Here is an 18,664-nt window from a genome sequence, read left to right as displayed (position 1 = left end):
GACGCTTCGCACCGAACGGGGGAGGACGGAGACATATCTGATGAGACTGGATGCGGCGGGAAAGGTTCCTCAAAGGAGGGGAAACAGGCACTGTCTCAGTTCGCCGGTCGCCACGCCCGGAGCTGGGCAACGGCACGGTCGACCGCCTGCGCAAATGCCTGGACCGCGCCGGCGGCATCCGGGCTGGCCGTGGGCTGGTCGAATTGGAACGTTTCGGTGTCCGCCGGCGTTTCGGCGCGCAGGCGGATCATGACATGAGAACTGCCGGGGCGTTCGAACACTTGTTCGAATGCCTGGAGTTCGATGTGCAAACGGTAGCCATTGGCGCTGCGGCCGGCTTTCAGCCGTTGTTCCAGGAGCTCGGACGGCGGCGCGATCCAGCGATCCAGGGTATAGGAGCGCAGTTCGGTCGGCTTGGCGTAGAGCAGGCGGTACTGCAGGCGGTCGTTCCGAAGCCACTCCGGGGCGTCGACGTCGACTGAAGACCAGGGTGCCGGTGCAGCCGCGCCGGCGGCACCGAAATCGTGCAGCGCGGGTTGGGGCGGGCGCTCCGGCAACAGGCTGCAGGCGGATGTGGCGAGCGAGAGCATCAGTGTCCAGGAAAGGCGTCGCATCATTTCGGCTCCTGAAATCCCGGCTCTCCCGGGCCTGGGAGACCCGGCGCCGGTCCCAGCAGCAGGGTCTGCGGGTCTCGTTCCAGTGTTTTCGACAGTCGGCGCAGACTGGCCGCGGTGTGAGCCGCGTCGTCGATCAGCGCGTCCAGTTCCGGCAGCCGGCTGCGGATCAGGGTATCGCTCGCGGCTGCTCCGACGTCCACGACCTTTTGTGCGCTTTCGCTCAGTGCCCGGACCTGGCGGGAGGTTTCGCGGACGTCGCGGGCCATGGCAGAATGGTCCGCGAGCGCCTGCCTCAGTCTGCCGTCCAGGATGGGGATGCGTTCCAGCCCCTCTTCGATGTACCGTTCCAGGCGGACCAGTTCGTCCGCCGCCGTGTCCAGGCTTTCCAGGGTGTGCGCGATCCGCTGGCGGTTGCCGTCGTCGAGGAGGGCATTCAGCCGGCTGGTGAGCTGGGCAATCTGGGTGAGGATGTCTGACCCCGAACCGGTCAGCTTGTCCAGGAGGGAGGGACGCAGCGGGATGCTGGCCGGGTTCCTGGGGTCGGTGCGCAGGGGTTCCGGGTCGTTGCCTTCGTCGCTGAGATCGATCTGGGCCAGGCCGGTAAGCGGCTGCACCCGCAGCGTGGCATAGGTGCCGCGGGTGATCGGAAGGCCCTTGTCGACCTCGATCCGGACCAGGATGGTGCGGGGATCGTGGGGCGCGAAGCTGATCGAGGCCACCTTGCCGGCCCGCACGCCACGGAAGATGACCAGGGATTCCGGGTTGAGGCCGGATACCGCGCCCTGGGTGGAGACCACATAGACGTCGCGTTCGGTGCCATAGTCGCCAAGAACAAGGGCGATGCCGATCAGCGCGCTGCCAAGAATGACCACGAACAGGCCGGTCAGCAGGGCATAGGTTTCCCTGACCATTTCAGTCGGACCTTCCCAGGATTCTCTGGGCGCGTTTGCCATGGAAGAAGTCGCGGGCGAAAGGATGCGCGCAGGCGATCGCATCGTCCAGCGTGCCATAGGATACCAGTTGCTGCCCGGCAAGCACGGCCACGCAGGTGCACAGGTCGCTGAGGGTGTCCAGGTCGTGGGTCACCATCACGACGGTGAAGCCCAATTCCCGGTGCAGTTGCCCCAACAGGCCGACGAACTCTTCGCCCAGCACCGGATCGAGGCCGGAGGTGGGTTCGTCCAGGAAGAGTACTTCGGGTTCCATGATCAAGGCACGAGCCAGGGCGGCCCGCTTGACCATGCCGCCGGACAGCTCCGCCGGCATCAGCAGGGCATCGGTTTCCCCCAGACCGACCATGGCGAGCTTCATGCAGACCAGTCGGGCGATCAACTCCTCGTCCAAGGTCTTGAGTTCGCGCAGCGGGAAAGCGATGTTGTCGAATACGCTCAGCGCGCTGAACAGGGCGCCGCCTTGGAACAGTACGCCGCAACGGTTGCGGAGCTGCTGCTTGCGGCGCGCGTCGGCTTCCGCCAATGACTCGCCGAGCAGCCAGACCTGACCCTGGGTCGGTGTCTGCAGACCGATCATTTCGCGCATCAAGACGGTCTTGCCGCAGCCGGAGGCGCCGACCACTCCCAGGATCTGCCCGCGGCCCAGGCTGAGGCTGATGTCGCGATGTACGAGATTCTCGCCGAAACGGGTCCACACGTGCGCCATGCGTATGACTTCGCCGTCCGTCATCGTATGCCCACGCTCCGGAACAGGATGGCGAATACCGCGTCGACCAGGATTACCAGCGTGATGGAAACCACTACCGAATTGGTCGTTTCGTTGCCGAGACTTTCGGTGTTGGGGGCGATGCGCAGTCCATAATGGCAGGCGATCAGGGCGACGAACAGTCCGAACACGGCGGCCTTGCCCAAGCCGATGGCAAAGTTGGCGACCGGGACGGCGGCGGGCAGTTTCTGGAAGAACTGGTGATAGCCGATTTCCAGCTCCAGGTGGGCCGAGACCGCGCCGCCCGCCAGGGCGACTACATCGGTCCAGACCACCAGCAGCGGCAAGGCTACCACCAGGGCGACGACCTTCGGAAGGATCAGCCGCAGGGACTGGGAAATGCCCATGGCGGCGAGGGCATCCAGCTCTTGGGTCACACGCATCACGCCGATCCGCGCCGTCATCGAAGAACCGGAGCGGCCCGCGACCAGGATGGCCGCCAGCAGGGGTCCCAGTTCGCGGATGATGCTCATTCCCAGGATGTTGACGATGTAGACCTGTGCGCCGAAGGTCTTGAGCTGCAGCGACGACAGGTAGCTGACCACCACACCGATCAGGAAGCCCACCAGTGCCGTGATGCCCAGGGCACGGCCGCCGGTTTCGTGGATGGTAGCGGAGATTTCCCGCCAAGGGATGTCTGCCGGATGACGGGCGAGATGGGCCAGGTCCAGGATCAGCTGGCCGAGCAGGGCCAGGACCGCCAGCAGGTGACTGCCGAGGCCGGCGATTGCGGCGATGATCCGCCGGCGTATCGGCACCGGCGGCCTCCGGCCGTCCCGCACCGCGGGAATCCCCCCCATTTGCCAGCGACGGAATGCGGATTGTTGTTCGTGGCGCAACGCGATCCGTTCCGGCAGCCGCTCTCCCCAGGCCTGCCACAGGACAAAGGCGCCGGCGCTGTCGAGCACGTTCACTCCGCGCAGGTCCCATTCCAGGTCTGGCCGCCGCGCTGCGCGGCATAGTCGCTCACGCAGATCCGGGGAGGCCGCTATCAGCCCGCGCAGGTTCCAGTGACCGTGGACCACGGCGGTGCCGTCTTCCACGGCGAATTCCGGTGGCGAGAGCGGCGGCAGGGCGGACGTTTCCGCGGAGCTTTGCGAAGCGAGCATGTTTCGACGCGCTTGACGAAATGGGCGGGGGCGCTTTTCCGGATGCCGAACTTGCACGATCATGGACCGCATCGCTCGACAGGCAACCGGAGGCTTGAATCATGAACCCTTCCCGCTGGAAATGCATCTTCGTATTGCTTCTGCTCACACTGCTGGGCGTGGGACCGATGCCCATCACCAGCATCATCGGCATCTATGTCGTGGTCGCCCGGCCGCGCTGGTTCCGGGATCTGGTGCGGCGGGTCTATGACGAGTGAGGGAGACTCTCCCTCTGGGCTGGGTACCGTCGAAGCATGGGGGAGGCTTCCCGCCATCCCTATTGCTTGAACGGTCTGGTCAAGTCGTTGTTCAGCCTGTTGTCGTCCGCCGGCACGTCGATACCCCCGGCAGGAGCGGGTTTTCCGGCATTGCCATACTCTTCGAGAACGCCGAAGGGCTGAATCTGATCGTCGGCGGGCAATTGCTTGCGGTTCCAGCCGCCACCCAGCGCGCGAATGAGCGCAATCGTGTTTTTCAGCCGTTCGGTCTTGAGCACCACCGCGTCGATGCGCGCCGTCAGCGTGTTGATCTGGGCGTAGATGAGGTCGAGGCTGGTGATCAAACCGCCCAGATAAAGCTCCATGGTCAGATTCTGCGTCTTCAGCGCGGCCTTGACGGCTTCGTCCTGCCGGTCGGCCGCCACGCTCAGCCGGTTGGTCAGGCTCAGTCCGTTCTCGACTTCGCGAAAGGCGTTGAGTACCGTCGCTCGGTATTTGTCCTCGGTTTCGCGGTAGGCCGACCAGGACTGCTGCAGTTGGGCGCGGCGCAGACCGCCCTGAAACAGGGGGATCGAAACGGAAGCGCCGTAGGACCAGTAACTGTTGGCGAGCGCGATCAGATTCATGCTGCCGTTCTCGTAGCCTCCGCTGGCCTTGAACACCACGTTCGGGAAGAACGCTGCGCGGGCGATGCCGATGGCGCGGTTCGCCTGCGCCATCTGGCGCTCCATCTGGGCGATGTCGGGCCGGCGTTCGAGCAGCGTGGCGGGAATGGTCTGCGGAATCGTGAATTCCGGTGATGGCAGCTCGTCGACCGGCGCGATGCTGAAAGCGGCCGGCGCCTTGTTGACGAGAATGGCGATCGCATGTTCGGTCACCTGACGTCGGCCCTGAATGTCGAGCTCTTTCGCTTCGGTGCTGTGCAACAGGTATTCGGCGCGGGCGACATCGAGTTGCGGCACGATGGCACCCTTGTACTGGGCGTCGACGATCTCCAGTGATTTTTTGTAGTAGGCGATCGACTGTTTATAGACGGAATCCTGTGCGTCATAGCCGCGCAGGGTGAAATAGTCCGTAGCGATTTCCGCCTGCAGGCTCAGGCGCGCGAGCCCGTACTCGGCTGCGCGCTGTTCGGCCTGATAAATCTCCGCACGTATCCGGTTGCGGATCGCCGACCAGAAGTCGGGCTCCCAGGAGGCGAGTCCGCCGCTGTAATAATCCGACTGCTCGATCGGCGCATTGGGTGCGCGAAACAGCGTATTGACGGACTGCCGATTGTCCGAGGCGCCGAACTCCAGCCCGAACTGCGGGATCAGACGCGATCGCACCTTCATCATCATGTCCCGGGCCTGGACGAAGCGCTCCGCGGCGGCCTGCAGGTCGGCGTTGGCCGCCATGGCTTGTTCTTCGAGCTGGGTCAGGACCGGGTCGTTGAAAAGTTTCCACCAGTCCGGGCGCAGCTCGCCGTCCGACGGTTTCGCTTCGACGAAGGGACTCGATCCATGCCACGAGTCGGGGACGACGAACTGGGCGGGTTCATAAGGGGGGGCCAGATCCACGGCGGGGCCGTCGACGCACGCCGACAAATGGAGTATCAGCGGTATGAGACTACTGCGCCGCATGCGTGTGCGGAAAATACGTGATGCCGCCGGCTTCATCCGCGAGCCCATGTCCATCATTGGCCCGCAGTCGGAGATGCGGCTTCCTGGAGCCCCGGCGGTCCGTCCTCGCCGGAAAGATCGTAGCCCGGCGCCGGTTTGACGATGCGCACCTTGTCGCCTTCGAGCAGGGCGGCGCTGGGGTTGTTCACGATGCGTTCATTCGGAGTGACGCCTTCGGTGAACTCCACCGTTCCGTCGAGAATCTTGCTCACCTGGATCGGTTTGAAGTGAATGCGGTCGTCATCTGTCACCACGGCGACCTGCGTGTTGGCTTCCTGAAATACCAGCGCGCTGGCAGGAATGCTGAGAATATGGGTATCGTTCGGCACCGTGAGGGTGACCGTGGCGTACGATCCAGGCCACAAGGCACCGTCTTCATTGTCGATCGTGAATTCGGTCACGATGGTGCGGGTGTTCGGATCGATGCCGTTGGCGGCGGTCAGGAAATTGGCGGTGAAATGGCGGTTGGTGTATTGCGGTACGACCACGTCGGCGGTGAGGCCGGGTTTGAGTATTTCCGCCAGAGTGCTCGGCACGGAAATGAAGAGACGCATCTTGTGTATGTCGGCCACGGAAAACAGATTGCTGACCGTATTGCCGTTGGTGCTGCTGATATAGCCGTCCTTGTTGATGTAGTCACCGACGTTGACATTACGCTGCGTCACCACGCCATCATAAGGGGCGACGATGGTTTTGAAGCGCATCTTCGCCAGGAAGTTATTGACGTTGTTTTCCGCGGCCTTGACCTGGGCCGCTTCGGAGCGTTCATTGGCTTCCTGCACCGAGATTGACTGTTCCGACACCGCGTGCGATTCACGCAGCGCCAGCCAGCGTTTCAGGGACACCAGCGCGAGATTGTATTTGGCGCGTTGCGATTCCAGATCCGCCTTGGCCTGAGAAAACTCGGCATCGAGCGTCGGCTGGCTGATTTCCGCGAGCACCTCGCCCTGCTTTACGCGAGCCCCGTAATCCTTGTACCACATCTTCACATAGCCGGGGATCTGGGCGTAGATCGGCGCCTGATACCAGGCGTCGATATTGCCGGGAAGCGAAATGGTCGCGGTCGGCGCGATCGGCCGGGCGTGGGTGATGGCGACGGTCGGCACGGCCTCTCGGAGCGTTTCTTCGCGCAGGGCATCGGCGTCGCGTTTGCGCTGATAGAACTGATAGCCGACATACACGACGCAAAGCAGAATCGCTAGAGCTATGCGCGGTTCGCGCAGGATCTTGGGCATCAGCTTTTCTCCTTCCGGCTGGCGGTTCGCTTGCTGTAAATCATGGCGTAGACGCACGGTACGAAAAGCAGCGTCGCGAAGGTGGCGAGCATCAGGCCGCCCATGACGGCGCGGCCCAGCGGTGCGTTCTGGGAATTGCTCAGCGACATCGGCAGCATGCCGATGATCATGGCCGAGGCGGTCATCAGCACCGGTCGTATGCGCGCATAGCCCGCCTCGACGGCTGCTTTCAGTGCGTCGCCATGCATTTCGAACCGTTCGCGGGCATAGGAAACGACCAGGATCGAATTGGCGGTCGCCGTCCCCATCGACATGATGGCGCCCGTCAGTGCCGGTACCGAAATATTGGTGTGGGTGATGAACAGCGACCAGGCGATGCCCGCCAGTGCACCCGGCAAGGCGGTAATGATGATGAAGGGATCGAGCCAGGACTGGAAGTTGATGACGAGCAGCAGATACACCAGCACGATCGCAGCAACGAGGCCGGCCAGCAGTTCGAAATAAGCGCTGGCCATGGTTTCGGCCTGTCCCTTGATGTCCACCTGCGTGCCGCGGGGCAACTCTTTCTCCATGCTCTCGACGGCTTTCTCGACGTCCGCCAGCACGCCGCCGAGGTCACGTCCTTCGGCGGACACATAGATGTCGAACACCGGCATGATGTCCATGTGGGTGACGACTCCCGGCGTACCGCTCACGGAAAGGGAGGCGACGTTGCCAAGGAGTTGCATGCCCTTCCCGGAGGGATTCATGTCGCCTTTGTCGACCGGAATGGTCAGGAGATCATTGATGCTGGCGAGCTGCGGCTGCGGCAGATAGATATTGACCTGGTAGGACAGGCCGGTCTTGTGGTCGAGCCAAAATACCTGGTCGACCTGCTGGCTGCCGGAGGTCGACATCAGCAGATTGTCGGTGATGTCTTTCAAGGTCAAATCGATGCCGAGTCCGAGGCTGCGATTACCGTTCACGTTCAGCGTCGGTGTGCGCATGGTCTGCTGGATCGTCACGTCGCTGGCGCCGCTGATCTTGCGCAACTCGCTTGCCAACCGGCGCGCGTATTCGTAGTTGGCTTCCATCTCCGTGCCGTTGATGCGGACGTCGATCGGCGATGGCGAACCGAAGTTGAGGATTTTCGCGGTCAGATCCGCCGGCTGGAAAGTGAATTCGGTTCCCGGATAGCGCTCTCGCAAGCCTTTGCGGAGTATGCGCCGGTAATCCCAGACGGGTGAGGCTTCATTTTTCAGGCTGATCGTCAGATCGCAATCCTGCGAGCCGATGGTCGGGGTCGGAATGAAAGCCAGATTGTGCGGACCGATCGGCAGACCGCAGTTGCTGACGACGCCTTCGACCTGACCGGGCAAGAGATTCGCGATGTCGTTCGAGACCAGCGAGGCGATGCGTCCGGCCACCTCGATGCGCGTGCCGAGCGGCGCCCGCATGTGCATCTGGATGGTTCCCGACTTGATCTCGGGGAAGAAGTCGCGTCCGTTGAAGTAATAAAGGACGAGAGAGCCGACCGCGAACGCCAGGAAGGTTCGGATGAAAGCGCCACGATGGGCTATCGCCTGCTCGAGTCGCGCCTTGTAGTTTTCGCGGAAACGGTCGAAACCGCGTTCGAAACCTTGCTGGAAGCGGCTCAGGAAGCCTGGCGGCTGTGCTGCGTGATGAGCGGAATGCGGCGCGCCGTGAGCTACCAGCACGTATTTCGCCATGGTCGGCACCAGGGTGCGCGACAGGATGAAGGAGGCGAGCATGGCGAAGATCACCGCCTCGGCCATCGGCGCGAACAGATACCCGGATACGCCGCTCAGCTCGAACAGCGGAAACCAGACCGTGACGATGCAAAGGGTAGCCACCAAGGTCGGGACGACGATCTGATTGGCTGCATCGATGATGGCGGTTTCGAGCGGCTTCCCCATTTCCAGGTGGGTGTCGATGTTCTCGATCATCACGGTCGCATCGTCGACCAGAATACCGACCGCCAGCGCCAGTCCACCCAGGGTCATGATGTTGATCGACTCCCCCAGGAGGTGCAGACAGATGAGGGAGGTCAGGATGGCCAGCGGTATGGAGGTCGCGATGATGACCGTCGGTCGCCAGGAACCGAGAAACAGCAGTACGACCAGCCCGGTGAGCAAGGCGGCGGTTCCCATTTCGTGCAGAACGTCCTTGATCGAGTCCTTCACGAAGATCGAGGCATCGTTCAGCAGTTTGATTTTCACGCCCTCGGGAACGATTTGCTCGATGCGCGGAATCATCTTTTTGATGCCGTCGACCACGTCCAGGGTCGATGCATTGCCGCTCTTCATCACCACGATCATGACGGCCTGCTTGCCCTCGACCAGCACGGCGTTGATCTGGGGCGGGCCGGCGATCTGTACATCGGCGACGTCGCGCAGATAGATCGTGGAGTTGGTCGCGTCGACCCGCTTGATCGGGATGTTGTTGAAATCCTCGATCTGCATCGGCGTGGCGTTGGTCTGCACCATCCAGTCGGTCTGCTTGATCTTCATGTCGCCCGCGGGCAGCACGATGCTCTGATCGCCGAAAGCATTGTGGACGTCGGTGGCGGTGATGTTGTGGGCGAGCAGTTTCTGCTTGTCGAGCGAGACCAGCAGCTGCTGGGGTTTGCCGCCGTAGGGTTGCGGCAGGATCGCTCCCGGGATGGTGACCAGCAGCGTCCGGATGCGTGCGTAAGCGAGATTGTAGAGTTCCGACGGCGACAGCGTATCGGAAGTCACCTGCAGCATGGCCACCGGCACCGAGGACGCTTCCAGGCGCATGATCAGCGGGGGTGAGATGTCCGGCGGCAACTGTTTGACCACCGTCTGCGAAATCGCGGTGATCTCGGCCTCGGCACCGGCGAGATTGGTGTCGGGCTGAAGATAGATATTGATGATGCTGATGCCGTAGTACGAATTGCTTTCGATGCGCGCAATGCCTTCTACCGTCGAAGTCAAGGCGCGCTCGTAATAATAGGTGATGCGTCCCGACACGTCCTGAGGCAGCAGTCCGGCATACGACCAGACCACGGAAACGACGGGTATCTTGATGGGCGGAAAGACGTCGGTCGCCGTTTTGAGCACCGACAGGATCCCGAACAAAACGATCAGGATCGAAAGAACCACAAAAGTGTACGGTCTGCGCAGCGCAATGAGGACGATCTGGTTCATGCGGGAAGCCTGCTGAAAACGGTCTTTTTGTCAGTCAAATGCAGGTTTCAAGAGGGATGTCTTCCGGCTTGAATCTCACAAACCAAACCGACGTCATGGCCATTGCTCCGCGGCGCGACTCAATCCGGCCCGGGACTGGGAGGATGGGGTTCGGTTTCGGGTCTTTGAGTCGGGTGGGTCATGGGACGCGGTTCATTCGCGGCAGGGGTGGTCGACCGGCTACCCCCAACGGTGCAAGTTTGGGTGCGCGGACGGCGGGCAGACCCGGTGGCGTCGGCACGATCATGGCCGGCCCGCCGTTCGGGAGCGAGGGATGGCCGCCACCGTATACGCCAAGCGGTTGGAGTTCATGTTCACGAATGATGCTTACAGCTCAAATCAAAGTGCCGGAGTCCGGGGCGTTTCCTTGGCATTGCCTGGAACGGCAGGCGGATGGCCCCGGGCTCGGCCAGAAAGCCGCAGAACGAAGCCGCTGTATCCTGCCACAACGGCCGCTGGCGTGCCAAGGTGGTTTGATGCCATGTCCCTTCGGGGGCCGAGACGCCACCTCGAGCACGATCGGCCAGGATGCGCCGGCGCCTCGGAGATCCGGCTTTCCGGACGGGGCGAGGCCCCGCTCAGGATCCATCGGCGGATGCCGGCTGTTCCGAGGTCCAGTACTTCAGCCACTGGGTCCGAGGCAGCCACATCTGCGCCAGCGAGGTGAGAATCATCACCGTCGAGGCCAGACTGTAGCCGATGCCGCCGATCATGGTCAGCCAGGCGAAGATGGAGAAGAACTTGGTCAGCCACCACGACAGGACGTCGACGATGAGGAAGGCGAAGGGCGTGGCGATGAGGATCAGCTTCCATTTCCGCGGGAATTCGGCCAGGCCGAAAATCCAGCCCACGAACATGAAGATGAAGGCGATGCCAAACAAATGGATGTGCGAGACGCGGGTCAGTGAAGTGATGGAGGCTCCATGGTCGATCTCGGCGACCTTCTGCACGTTTTCCGGCTTGGTGAAGTCCGGCAGGCCAGAATCCGCGTTGTGGCAGCTTACGCAGTATTGGTCCAGGCGCGGCTTGATCTTGGACGCCCATTCGGTCATCGGCGCGCCGTCTTCCGCCCATTCGATCAGCTCGAACCTTACCTCGTCCGGTGCCATGGGCTTCATCTGGCCTTTGAGCATGGTTTCCAGCTTGGAACCCGTGCGGTTGCCGTAGTAGCTATAAATGATGTCGTTGATGGAAAGACCCGGTTTGCCGTCCGCCTTGCCGTGGGTCAGCATGATCTGCTCCCCTGCCATCAGCAGACCGATGCCGATGACCAGCAGAAAGCCGGTGAAAAGAATCTTGTAAGCCTCGGGCAGCCGTTCGAGTGTGGTGTGTTGATGGATCATCAGGTGTGTCCTTTTTTGAAGACAGAAAACTGTGCCCATTAGATATGCGGACCCTGTGCCGGCGCAACCGGCCAGCGCCAGCGGGGCGTGAAATGCAGCGTTGCTTTTTCACGGCCGCTGCGGCCTTTTGGGCGGAGACTGGCGGCGTCTGCCGATAAGCTGTTATGTTGTCACCGGCCCGGCGCCGTTTGTGGCGATGCCGGAGGGCTGACTGGATCAGGAGAAGGCACGATGAACCTGAAAGAAGAGATGGAAAAGTTCCGCGATGGACTGCTGCAGCAGCGCGACGAGATCGTCGTGCAATTGGATCTGGCGCGCATGAACATCCGCGACGAGTGGGAAAAGGCCGAAGAACAGCTCGAGGAGCTGAAGGCCCGGGTGGCCCGTGCGGCGGACGAGGCCAAGGATGCTTCGGAAGACGTCTGGGCCGGCGTCCAGGTATTGGGCGAGGAGATCAGGAACGCGTACGAACGGATCAAGAACAAGCTTTGACCCGGTTCAGCAGCAACGCTGGACGCCGCTCCAGCGGCGTTGCTGCTCGGCTCGGAAGAAGGCCTTGCGGCTCAGCGGCTGGCCTTCGCCGTCATGGTGGCGGCGCCAGTGTTCGAGATAACGCTCGTAGGCATCGTCCCCGGTAGCCGTCCGGAGGGTGCGCCAGAAGGCACTGAGCTTGTCGGCCAGCTTCACCGTCATGCCGGTGGCGACGGGTCTTCCGCCGGAATGGACTTGCCGGGATTGAGGATGCCGTTCGGATCGAACTGGCGTTTGATGGCATGCATCAATGCCAGCGAGGTCCGGTCCAGTTCCTCGCCGACATAGTCTCGCTTCTCGATTCCGACCCCGTGCTCGCCCGACAGGGTGCCGCGCAGTTTCAGCACCAGCGTGAACATCTCGTGCAGACAGGCGTGGGCGCGTTCGTTCTCGTCCGCCCGGTCCGGGTCGAACAGCAGATTGACGTGGATGTTGCCGTTGCCGGCATGACCGAAGTTGACGATGGGAATGGCGTGCCTCCTCGAAAGCTCGTCGAGGCCGGCGATCAGGGCCGGCAGTTCGGTCACCGGCACCACCACGTCCTCGTTGAGCTTCTTCGGCGCGACCTTGCGCAGCGAGGGCGACAGCGCCTTGCGGATGCTCCACAGGGCTTCGACCTCGCTGGCGGTGCGGGCCGCGCGGAACTCGACCAGGCCCTCCAGGGTGGCCGCTGCACGCAGCGATTCGACGGCGGCGTCCAGGCTCTCGGGCGAACCGTCCACTTCGATCATCAACAGGGCGGCGGCGTCTTCCGGCAGGTCGACGGCAGCGTAGCGGCGCACCAGGGCGATGGCGTTGCCGTCGATGAATTCCAGTGCGCAGGGAATCACCGGCTGGGCCATGATCCGGGCGATGGCGCGGGCGGCGGAAGCGACGTCCACGTAGATCGCCCGCAGGGTACGTTTGGCGGAAGGCAGGGGAGTGAGTTTGAGGGTCGCTTCGGTGATGATGGCCAGGGTTCCTTCGGAACCGATGATGAGGCGGGTCAGGTCGTAGCCCACCACGCCCTTGGTGGTGTAGACGCCGCAGCGCAGCTCCTCGCCGGCCCCTGTCACGGCCCGCAGTCCCAGGGTGTTCTCCCGCGGCGTGCCGTATTTCACCGCGCGGGGGCCGGCCGAGTTGTAGGCGAGATTGCCGCCGATGCTGCAAAACTCGGCGGAAGTCGGATCGGGCGGCCAGAAGAAGCCGTCCGGCCTCACTGCATCCTGCAGTGCCTGGTTGGTGACACCGGGCTCGACCACGGCGAAGCGGTTGTCGGGCGAGATCTCGATGATCCGGCTCATCCGTTCCAGCGAAGCGACCACGCCGCCTGCGACGGGCACGGTGGCCCCGGTGGTGCCGGTGCCGCGGCCACGGGCAGTGAGGGGGATGCGGTGGCGGTTGCATAATCTGACTAGGGCCACGACATCCTCGTGCGATCGGGGAAACACCACCGCATCGGGCAGCGCCTGTCGTTTGCTGTTGTCATAGCCGTAGGCCCAGCACTCGGCCGGATCGGTATGCCGGCTGCCAGGTGGGAACAGCTTTTCCAGTTCGCGCAAGAATTCTTCGGAGACGGCCATCGGCATTCTCCCCCCACTATTCGCCGAACAGCTGATGGTCCACCAGATCGCACAGGCAATGGGTGATCAGCAGGTGGATTTCCTGGATGCGGGCGGTGCTGGGTGCGGTCACGCGGATTTCCACGTCGGTGTCGCGCAGCAGCGGTGCCAGGGTGCCGCCGTCACGGCCGTTCAGGGCGATGATGCTCATGTCGCGGTCTTGGGCGGCCACCGCGGCGGAGAGCACGCTGGGCGAGATGCCGCTGGTGCTGTAGATGACCAGGATGTCGCCGGCATGGCCCAGTGCCCGCACTTGTTTGGCGAACACCTCGTCGAAGTGGTAGTCGTTGGCGATGGAGGTGAGGGTGGAGGTGTCCGTGGTCAGCGCCACGGCCGGCAGTCCCGGCCGTTCCCGTTCGAAACGGTTGAGCATCTCCGAGGAGAAATGCTGGGCCTGGGCGGCCGAGCCGCCGTTGCCACAGCACAGGATCTTGCCGTCGGACAGCAGGCAATGGGCCAGCTTTGCCGCGGCGATTTCGATCGCGTCCCCGAGCATGGTCAATGCCTCCTGCGCGGCTTCGATATGGGCGCTGAAATGGCGCTCGATGCGTTCGTGTGGGTTCATTGCGCTTCGATGGCGTTCCTGATCCATTCTGCTTGCGGGCCGGCGGCGCCCGGCGACACCGCCACCACGTCCAGTCGGACGGCGCCCGTCACGCGGTGCTCGACCATATAGTGCTGCGCTGTGGCCAGGAGCCGCCGGCATTTGTGGCGGTCGACGCTTGCCAGCGCTCCGCCGTAACGCTTGCCGCTGCGGTAGCGTACTTCGACGAACACCAGGGTTGCGCCTTCAGCCATCACGAGGTCGATTTCCCCCAGGCGGCAGCGGTAGTTCCGCTCGATCAGACGCAGGCCGCGGGCTGTGAGGTATTCCGCCGTCCAGCTTTCGGCCTGGGGACCGGTCAGCGGTCGGTGGCTGCCGCTGACTGCCATTACAGCGAAGGCGCACGCCCGATGAGGCGCGGCGAGTTGCCCTCGAACCGTGCGCAGCTCAACTGGCGGTGGATGCGGTTGCCCTCGCCTACGGTGAGTATACCGGTTGCGCCTTCGAAGCGTCCGCCGGAATGCAGCTCGTCGAGACGGCCGGCGAGCCGGTAGGCGTCGATTCCCATGGCGATCAGCCGGCGGTAGTCCTGCGGGGTCTGCGCGACCTTGGCTTCCAGTGCGCGCTCGGACAAGGCGTCGCCGGCGGTTTCATCCAGCAGCCAGGGAATGTCGCAGAACACCACGCCGTTCAGCTCCCGGCCCAGTCCGGGGTCGGGTTCTCCCGAATACAGCGAGGACATCGCGTACACCGGCAGGTCCACGCCCAGCGATTCGAGGTAGGGCTTGATGATGCGCCCGTCGTGCTCATCAGCCGCCAGGAAAATGAAGTCCGCCACGTTTTCGTAAGGGACCGGCGTGGTCTGGCCGTCTTGTCCCACCAGCAGAGCGACGTCTTCCAGAAGCGTCGAATAATCGTTGCCGCCGGCCGTATAGGTCTTCGCCGCTGCGATGCGTCCGCCGGTTTGGCGCCAGTAATCGCTGAAGTGGTTCGCCACCCGCTGGCCGTAAGCCGACGACGGCGCGATCATGAGCGCCGTGTGGCGGTTGTCCAGGCGGGCGCTCGCCGCCACCTGTTCGACTTCCTGCTCGGGCGTGAGGCCGAACTGGAACAAGCGGTCGGCGCTGACCCCCGGATTCTCGTTCAGCGCCAGTACCGGCGTCGCCATGTCGCCGCTGTTGGCGAGGGCGGCGACGTCTTCTTTCAGCAATGGGCCGATGACCTGGGTTGCACCTTCGGCCAGCGCTTTCCGGTACAGGGCCGGCACGTCCCCGGCCTGGGTGTCGTAGAAGCGCAAGGCGGGTTTGTTCTGGGCAGTGTCAGCGTCGTGGGCGGCATCGATGCCGGTCCGGATCGCTTGGGCGGGTGCGGCGTAGGTGCCGGAGAGCGGCAGCAGCACGGCGACGACCGGGGCGGATCGGCTGCCGCCGGGTTCGGCCAGCGGAGTGATCTGGACGGTGGCGCTGGTTTCCGCGGCCGGCATGGCAGTGGTCGGTGGTTCGGCCGCCGCCCGATCGCTCCGCCGCATCAAAGAGTCGGCGAATGCACCCCGGGCCGGATGGGTCGGATAGCGTGCGTTCCACTCTGCGATGGCCTGGGCGCGCTGATCCGGCGTGGTCTGGCGGACCGCCCTGGCCAGCGCCACCCAGCCTTCGAACACCCCGGTCGCGGCCTCGGACTGTTGTTCCAGCACCGGATCGGGAACCCGGCTGAGGGCGTCGAAGATCGCTTCGTTGTTCTTCTGCACCGCCTCCGGCGAGCTCAGCAGGGGGCCGGCGGCGATGCGCTCCCGGGCGCTTTCCACCATGTTTCCCAGCTGGTTGTAGGCCGACGCGCGCAGCGTGTGATAATGCCCTTTCTGGGCCAGGGTCATCTGTGAGTAGTCCAGACTGTCCAGCTTGGCCATGGCTTCCCGGGCACGCCCGGCATTGAGGTCGATGCGGGCGCTGAGTAACCCGTAGAGAATGTGGTCGTCCGCATCCAGCCGCCGCGGGTCGACCGATCCCAGCACCCGCCGCGAGGTCGCCGAATCGCCCGCGCGCAGGTAGGCATCGGCAGCGCGCAGACGGAAGTAGTCCGGCACGTTCGAAATCCCGCCCGCCTTCTCATAGAGCTGGCCGGCGCCGGAGAAATCCCCTGCCCGCAGCCGGGTTTGCGCTTCCGCCGACAGTCTGGCGGCCGGATCATTCGCCGCGGGTTTCAGGCTGGTGCAGCCGGCCAGGGCGGCGGTGATCGCCAGGGCGGCGACTCGAGTGACTATGCGCATGTCGAACCCTTTGATTCCATTTAGAAAATGCAGGCGTCTGAGCGGATGAACGGAGTACTATACCTAGTTGCCACGCCGATCGGCAATCTGGGCGACATCAGCTTTCGGGCCGTGGAAATCCTCAAGACGGTCGATCTGATCGCCGCGGAGGACACCCGGCACAGCCGGCCTTTGCTGGACCGCTATGGCATCGAGCGGCCGTTGTTCGCCCTGCACGAGCACAACGAGCAGCAGGCATCCGATCGCTTGATGGATAGGCTCAAAAACGGCCAGCGCGTCGCCTTGATCAGCGACGCCGGCACGCCGCTGATCAACGATCCGGGATTTCCGCTGGTGAACCGGGCCCGTGCCGCCGGGATCATCGTAACACCGGTGCCCGGCGCTTGCGCCCTCGTCGCTGCCCTGTCCGCCTCGGGGTTGTCCACGGCGCGATTCGCATTCGAGGGGTTTGCGCCACGCACCGGCGCGGCCAGGCGGCGCCGGTTCGAATCGTTGGTGGCCGATGAGCGCACCCTGGTGTTCTATGAAGCCAGTCACCGTATCCGCGACTGCATCGCCGATGTCGCGACGGTTTTTCCCGGGGACCGCCGGGTCGTGGTGGCACGCGAGCTGACCAAGCTGCACGAGAGTTTCCTGGGAGCCCCTGCCGCGGACATGCCGGCGCTCATGGACCAGGCGCCGGAAAACAGCAAGGGCGAATTCGTGGTGGTGATCGAGGGTGCCAAGCCCGAACCGACCCAAACCGGGCCGTCGGCGGAGGCTGTGCGGGTGTTGAAGCTGTTGCTGGAAGAGTGTTCGGTCAAGAGCGCCACCGGGCTGGCTGCCCGAATCACCGGGGCGCGCCGGGAGGACCTGTACCGGGTGGCTTTGGAACTCCAGCGGGCCGGGAGAGATGGGAGTTGAAATCATCGCGGAGAGAGAAGACTATGCTCAAGCGTATTCTGGCCTCGGGGCTTGCCCTCGCCGGTATCAATGCCATCGCACGGCGGGCCCACCGCAAAGGTGTGACTGTGCTGATGTATCACGGCGTCATGGAGGACGACATCGTGCTGGCAGAAGGCGACTGGCTGCAGGTCCGGGCCTCCGAATTCAGAAGCCAAATGCAGCACCTGTGCCGCCATTACCGCGTCGTTCCTCTGGAGCATGCCTGGGAGGAGGACGATGGCGGACGGCCCAGGGTTGCTCTGACCTTCGACGACGGTTACGCCAATAATTTCCGCGTCGCTTTCCCCGTCTTGCGGGAATTCGGATTCGCGGCTACCGTCTTTCTCGTCACCGGGGCGATCGGCAGCCGTCGCCTGTTCTGGTTCGACCGTCTGCAGCTTGCATTGGGTGGACGGCTGGAGCCCGCCGCACTCAGGCGCATCAAGGAAGACTTCAAGGCCAATGTACATCCCGACGCCATTGATGATGCGGTGGACGCACTGCTGCGAGAGTCTCCCTCGGCGGGCGCGCTTCCGGAAGAAGCGGTCGAGGCCTATCGGCCTTTGAGTGAGGAGGAAATCCGCGAGATGGCGGCGAGCGGCCTGGTCCGCTTCGGCTCCCATACCCATCGCCACGAGATTCTCCCCCGCCTGAGCCAGGCCGAGGCGGAGCGGACTCTGCAGCGGTCGCTGGAAATACTCCAAACCTTGCCGGGCTATGGCGGCTACTTCTGCTTTCCCAACGGCGGATGGAGGCCGGAGCACCTCCCGCTCTGCCGGAGGTTGGGTTTCGAAGGCGCCGTCCTCACCCGTCCCGGCGTATGGAAGGAGCCGGGTGACCGGTTCACCATTCCACGGTTCGGCATCGGGCGGGGGGCGGATGGGGCCACTTTCGCTGCGACCGTTTCCGGCATCCTACCCCGGTTTCAACGGATGCTGCGCCGTTGAACCGGCCGGATCACCGGCCCGGACACTTGTAGGCGATCCCCGAGTAGGTCACGTTCGTCTCGGCCACATGGCCGCTGCCGGAACCATTGGAAATACGCATGCTGCCGGTTTCCCCCGCCCGGCTGGTCAGGAGCAGCACCGTATTCGCTCCCAGCCTGGCCGCCTCGTTTTTCATCCCGTTGCGCGCGCCGGTCTCCAGGTTCGCATTGCTGGTGAAGTCGCCGGTGAAGAAGTTGCCCTGATTTCCCGTGACCTCGCCCAGATATTCGCAACCGGCCGGTTCGCTGGTGACGATTCTGACGGCGCGGGCTTCGGGAAGCAGGGGGTTGGCGGAACAGCCCGCCAGCACCGCGGAGCAGATCAAGACGAGACGAACGCATTTGTGCATGCAAGTCCTCCAACGGCTAGGCACGGTGTCGATTGCTTGTGAAGATGGTCGGCAGAGGGCTGCGAGCGGCCCTGCATCCTTGGGTCTCGATTGGAAAACCCTGTTTGTAAAGGCTAAAATGCACGGGTAGCCTTCGATGAGACGGAGGCCTCGCGCCATCTCAACGCCCCGGTAGCTCAGTAGGATAGAGCGTCCCCCTCCTAAGGGGAAGGTCGTACGTTCGAATCGTATCCGGGGCGCCACTTCCGGCCGGCCAATAGCCGGTGGGGCACTGGGCCGGGACAAACGGCAACTATCCATCCGCCACTGTGAA

The 18,664-nt window shown here is 63.6% G+C and carries 18 protein-coding genes and 1 tRNA gene; 5 read left to right on the top strand and 14 right to left on the bottom strand.

The window, feature by feature from the left end; all coding sequences use genetic code 11:
* Window positions 1-95 precede the first annotated feature (95 nt).
* The 4 genes from ACSHWJ_RS06960 to ACSHWJ_RS06945 are packed head-to-tail and all read right to left on the bottom strand — an operon-like array spanning window position 96 to window position 3,517.
* Complete coding sequence (locus ACSHWJ_RS06960; protein WP_228370242.1) at window positions 96-617, bottom strand: ABC-type transport auxiliary lipoprotein family protein; 522 nt, start codon at window positions 615-617, stop codon at window positions 96-98.
* Window positions 614-1,528 (bottom strand): MlaD family protein, encoded by a 915-nt coding sequence (locus ACSHWJ_RS06955; protein ID WP_432539536.1) that lies wholly within the window; start codon window positions 1,526-1,528, stop codon window positions 614-616. Before ACSHWJ_RS06955 ends, ACSHWJ_RS06960 begins: the two co-directional genes overlap by 4 nt.
* A 1-nt stretch (window position 1,529) precedes the next feature.
* A complete protein-coding gene (locus ACSHWJ_RS06950; RefSeq protein ID WP_010959541.1) occupies window positions 1,530-2,300 on the bottom strand; it encodes an ABC transporter ATP-binding protein in 771 nt (256 codons plus the stop codon).
* Window positions 2,297-3,517, bottom strand: coding sequence for an MlaE family ABC transporter permease (locus ACSHWJ_RS06945; RefSeq protein ID WP_218800789.1), 1,221 nt, complete (start codon window positions 3,515-3,517; stop codon window positions 2,297-2,299). Before ACSHWJ_RS06945 ends, ACSHWJ_RS06950 begins: the two co-directional genes overlap by 4 nt.
* Before the next feature lie 29 nt (window positions 3,518-3,546).
* Here ACSHWJ_RS06945 and ACSHWJ_RS06940 point away from each other — a divergent pair, with 29 nt between their 5' ends.
* A complete protein-coding gene (locus ACSHWJ_RS06940; RefSeq protein ID WP_010959543.1) occupies window positions 3,547-3,702 on the top strand; it encodes a hypothetical protein in 156 nt (51 codons plus the stop codon).
* Between the two features lie 59 nt (window positions 3,703-3,761).
* Here the strand turns inward: ACSHWJ_RS06940 and ACSHWJ_RS06935 are convergent, their stop codons facing one another.
* From ACSHWJ_RS06935 to ACSHWJ_RS06920, 4 genes are all read right to left on the bottom strand, one after another.
* Complete coding sequence (locus ACSHWJ_RS06935) at window positions 3,762-5,324, bottom strand: efflux transporter outer membrane subunit (RefSeq protein ID WP_249385150.1); 1,563 nt, start codon at window positions 5,322-5,324, stop codon at window positions 3,762-3,764.
* A 53-nt stretch (window positions 5,325-5,377) separates the two neighbouring features.
* Window positions 5,378-6,598: an efflux RND transporter periplasmic adaptor subunit gene (locus ACSHWJ_RS06930; protein WP_010959545.1), complete on the bottom strand. Its 1,221-nt coding sequence runs from the start codon at window positions 6,596-6,598 to the stop codon at window positions 5,378-5,380.
* A complete protein-coding gene (locus tag ACSHWJ_RS06925; protein WP_282213624.1) occupies window positions 6,598-9,768 on the bottom strand; it encodes an efflux RND transporter permease subunit in 3,171 nt (1,056 codons plus the stop codon). The genes ACSHWJ_RS06930 and ACSHWJ_RS06925 overlap by 1 nt, the downstream gene beginning before the upstream one ends.
* 617 nt (window positions 9,769-10,385) lie before the next feature.
* On the bottom strand, window positions 10,386-11,150 hold the full coding sequence (locus tag ACSHWJ_RS06920; RefSeq protein WP_432539535.1) for an elongation factor-1 alpha: 765 nt from the start codon (window positions 11,148-11,150) through the stop codon (window positions 10,386-10,388).
* 231 nt (window positions 11,151-11,381) lie between these two features.
* On the opposite strand from ACSHWJ_RS06920, the gene ACSHWJ_RS06915 reads away from it, so the two are divergent.
* A complete protein-coding gene (locus ACSHWJ_RS06915) occupies window positions 11,382-11,642 on the top strand; it encodes a hypothetical protein (RefSeq protein ID WP_017366029.1) in 261 nt (86 codons plus the stop codon).
* Between the two features lie 6 nt (window positions 11,643-11,648).
* On the opposite strand, the gene ACSHWJ_RS06910 is transcribed toward ACSHWJ_RS06915, so the two are convergent.
* From ACSHWJ_RS06910 to ACSHWJ_RS06890, 5 genes are read right to left on the bottom strand one after another with little or no spacing between them, the layout of a single operon-like run.
* Window positions 11,649-11,843 carry a YbdD/YjiX family protein gene (locus ACSHWJ_RS06910; protein ID WP_432539534.1) on the bottom strand — a complete coding sequence of 65 codons (195 nt, stop codon included), beginning with the start codon at window positions 11,841-11,843 and terminating at the stop codon, window positions 11,649-11,651.
* The gene (locus ACSHWJ_RS06905; protein ID WP_017366030.1) at window positions 11,840-13,243 is read right to left on the bottom strand and encodes an FAD-binding oxidoreductase; all 1,404 of its coding nucleotides are present in this window, start codon (window positions 13,241-13,243) and stop codon (window positions 11,840-11,842) included. Before ACSHWJ_RS06905 ends, ACSHWJ_RS06910 begins: the two co-directional genes overlap by 4 nt.
* A gap of 16 nt (window positions 13,244-13,259) precedes the next feature.
* Complete coding sequence (locus ACSHWJ_RS06900; RefSeq protein ID WP_010959551.1) at window positions 13,260-13,847, bottom strand: phosphoheptose isomerase; 588 nt, start codon at window positions 13,845-13,847, stop codon at window positions 13,260-13,262.
* A complete protein-coding gene (locus ACSHWJ_RS06895; RefSeq protein WP_010959552.1) occupies window positions 13,844-14,215 on the bottom strand; it encodes a YraN family protein in 372 nt (123 codons plus the stop codon). Before ACSHWJ_RS06895 ends, ACSHWJ_RS06900 begins: the two co-directional genes overlap by 4 nt.
* The gene (locus ACSHWJ_RS06890) at window positions 14,215-16,092 is read right to left on the bottom strand and encodes a penicillin-binding protein activator (RefSeq protein ID WP_432539533.1); all 1,878 of its coding nucleotides are present in this window, start codon (window positions 16,090-16,092) and stop codon (window positions 14,215-14,217) included. The genes ACSHWJ_RS06895 and ACSHWJ_RS06890 overlap by 1 nt, the downstream gene beginning before the upstream one ends.
* A gap of 27 nt (window positions 16,093-16,119) precedes the next feature.
* Here ACSHWJ_RS06890 and rsmI point away from each other — a divergent pair, with 27 nt between their 5' ends.
* Both rsmI and ACSHWJ_RS06880 read left to right on the top strand, forming a co-directional pair.
* Window positions 16,120-16,995, top strand: a complete 876-nt coding sequence (gene rsmI, locus ACSHWJ_RS06885; protein ID WP_432539532.1) for a 16S rRNA (cytidine(1402)-2'-O)-methyltransferase — start codon at window positions 16,120-16,122, stop codon at window positions 16,993-16,995.
* A gap of 23 nt (window positions 16,996-17,018) precedes the next feature.
* On the top strand, window positions 17,019-17,963 hold the full coding sequence (locus tag ACSHWJ_RS06880) for a polysaccharide deacetylase family protein (protein WP_432539531.1): 945 nt from the start codon (window positions 17,019-17,021) through the stop codon (window positions 17,961-17,963).
* Between the two features lie 10 nt (window positions 17,964-17,973).
* On the opposite strand, the gene ACSHWJ_RS06875 is transcribed toward ACSHWJ_RS06880, so the two are convergent.
* Window positions 17,974-18,351 (bottom strand): DUF4156 domain-containing protein, encoded by a 378-nt coding sequence (locus tag ACSHWJ_RS06875; RefSeq protein ID WP_432539530.1) that lies wholly within the window; start codon window positions 18,349-18,351, stop codon window positions 17,974-17,976.
* A gap of 165 nt (window positions 18,352-18,516) precedes the next feature.
* Here ACSHWJ_RS06875 and ACSHWJ_RS06870 point away from each other — a divergent pair.
* Window positions 18,517-18,593: transfer RNA gene (locus ACSHWJ_RS06870), tRNA-Arg, on the top strand.
* Window positions 18,594-18,664 lie beyond the last annotated feature (71 nt).

The organism is Methylococcus sp. S1M, from assembly GCF_051295855.1.
Taxonomy (GTDB): domain Bacteria; phylum Pseudomonadota; class Gammaproteobacteria; order Methylococcales; family Methylococcaceae; genus Methylococcus; species Methylococcus capsulatus.
This window is presented reverse-complemented; position numbering and strand designations above follow the sequence as displayed.

Coding starts and splice junctions, on each gene's coding strand:
- ACSHWJ_RS06960 (WP_228370242.1), bottom strand. CDS start 617: ATGATGCGACGCCTTTCCTGGACACTGATGCTCTCGCTCGCCACATCC.
- ACSHWJ_RS06955 (WP_432539536.1), bottom strand. CDS start 1,528: ATGGTCAGGGAAACCTATGCCCTGCTGACCGGCCTGTTCGTGGTCATT.
- ACSHWJ_RS06950 (WP_010959541.1), bottom strand. CDS start 2,300: ATGACGGACGGCGAAGTCATACGCATGGCGCACGTGTGGACCCGTTTC.
- ACSHWJ_RS06945 (WP_218800789.1), bottom strand. CDS start 3,517: ATGCGGTCCATGATCGTGCAAGTTCGGCATCCGGAAAAGCGCCCCCGC.
- ACSHWJ_RS06940 (WP_010959543.1), top strand. CDS start 3,547: ATGAACCCTTCCCGCTGGAAATGCATCTTCGTATTGCTTCTGCTCACA.
- ACSHWJ_RS06935 (WP_249385150.1), bottom strand. CDS start 5,324: ATGCGGCGCAGTAGTCTCATACCGCTGATACTCCATTTGTCGGCGTGC.
- ACSHWJ_RS06930 (WP_010959545.1), bottom strand. CDS start 6,598: ATGCCCAAGATCCTGCGCGAACCGCGCATAGCTCTAGCGATTCTGCTT.
- ACSHWJ_RS06925 (WP_282213624.1), bottom strand. CDS start 9,768: ATGAACCAGATCGTCCTCATTGCGCTGCGCAGACCGTACACTTTTGTG.
- ACSHWJ_RS06920 (WP_432539535.1), bottom strand. CDS start 11,150: ATGATCCATCAACACACCACACTCGAACGGCTGCCCGAGGCTTACAAG.
- ACSHWJ_RS06915 (WP_017366029.1), top strand. CDS start 11,382: ATGAACCTGAAAGAAGAGATGGAAAAGTTCCGCGATGGACTGCTGCAG.
- ACSHWJ_RS06910 (WP_432539534.1), bottom strand. CDS start 11,843: ATGACGGTGAAGCTGGCCGACAAGCTCAGTGCCTTCTGGCGCACCCTC.
- ACSHWJ_RS06905 (WP_017366030.1), bottom strand. CDS start 13,243: ATGGCCGTCTCCGAAGAATTCTTGCGCGAACTGGAAAAGCTGTTCCCA.
- ACSHWJ_RS06900 (WP_010959551.1), bottom strand. CDS start 13,847: ATGAACCCACACGAACGCATCGAGCGCCATTTCAGCGCCCATATCGAA.
- ACSHWJ_RS06895 (WP_010959552.1), bottom strand. CDS start 14,215: ATGGCAGTCAGCGGCAGCCACCGACCGCTGACCGGTCCCCAGGCCGAA.
- ACSHWJ_RS06890 (WP_432539533.1), bottom strand. CDS start 16,092: ATGCGCATAGTCACTCGAGTCGCCGCCCTGGCGATCACCGCCGCCCTG.
- rsmI (WP_432539532.1), top strand. CDS start 16,120: ATGCAGGCGTCTGAGCGGATGAACGGAGTACTATACCTAGTTGCCACG.
- ACSHWJ_RS06880 (WP_432539531.1), top strand. CDS start 17,019: ATGCTCAAGCGTATTCTGGCCTCGGGGCTTGCCCTCGCCGGTATCAAT.
- ACSHWJ_RS06875 (WP_432539530.1), bottom strand. CDS start 18,351: ATGCACAAATGCGTTCGTCTCGTCTTGATCTGCTCCGCGGTGCTGGCG.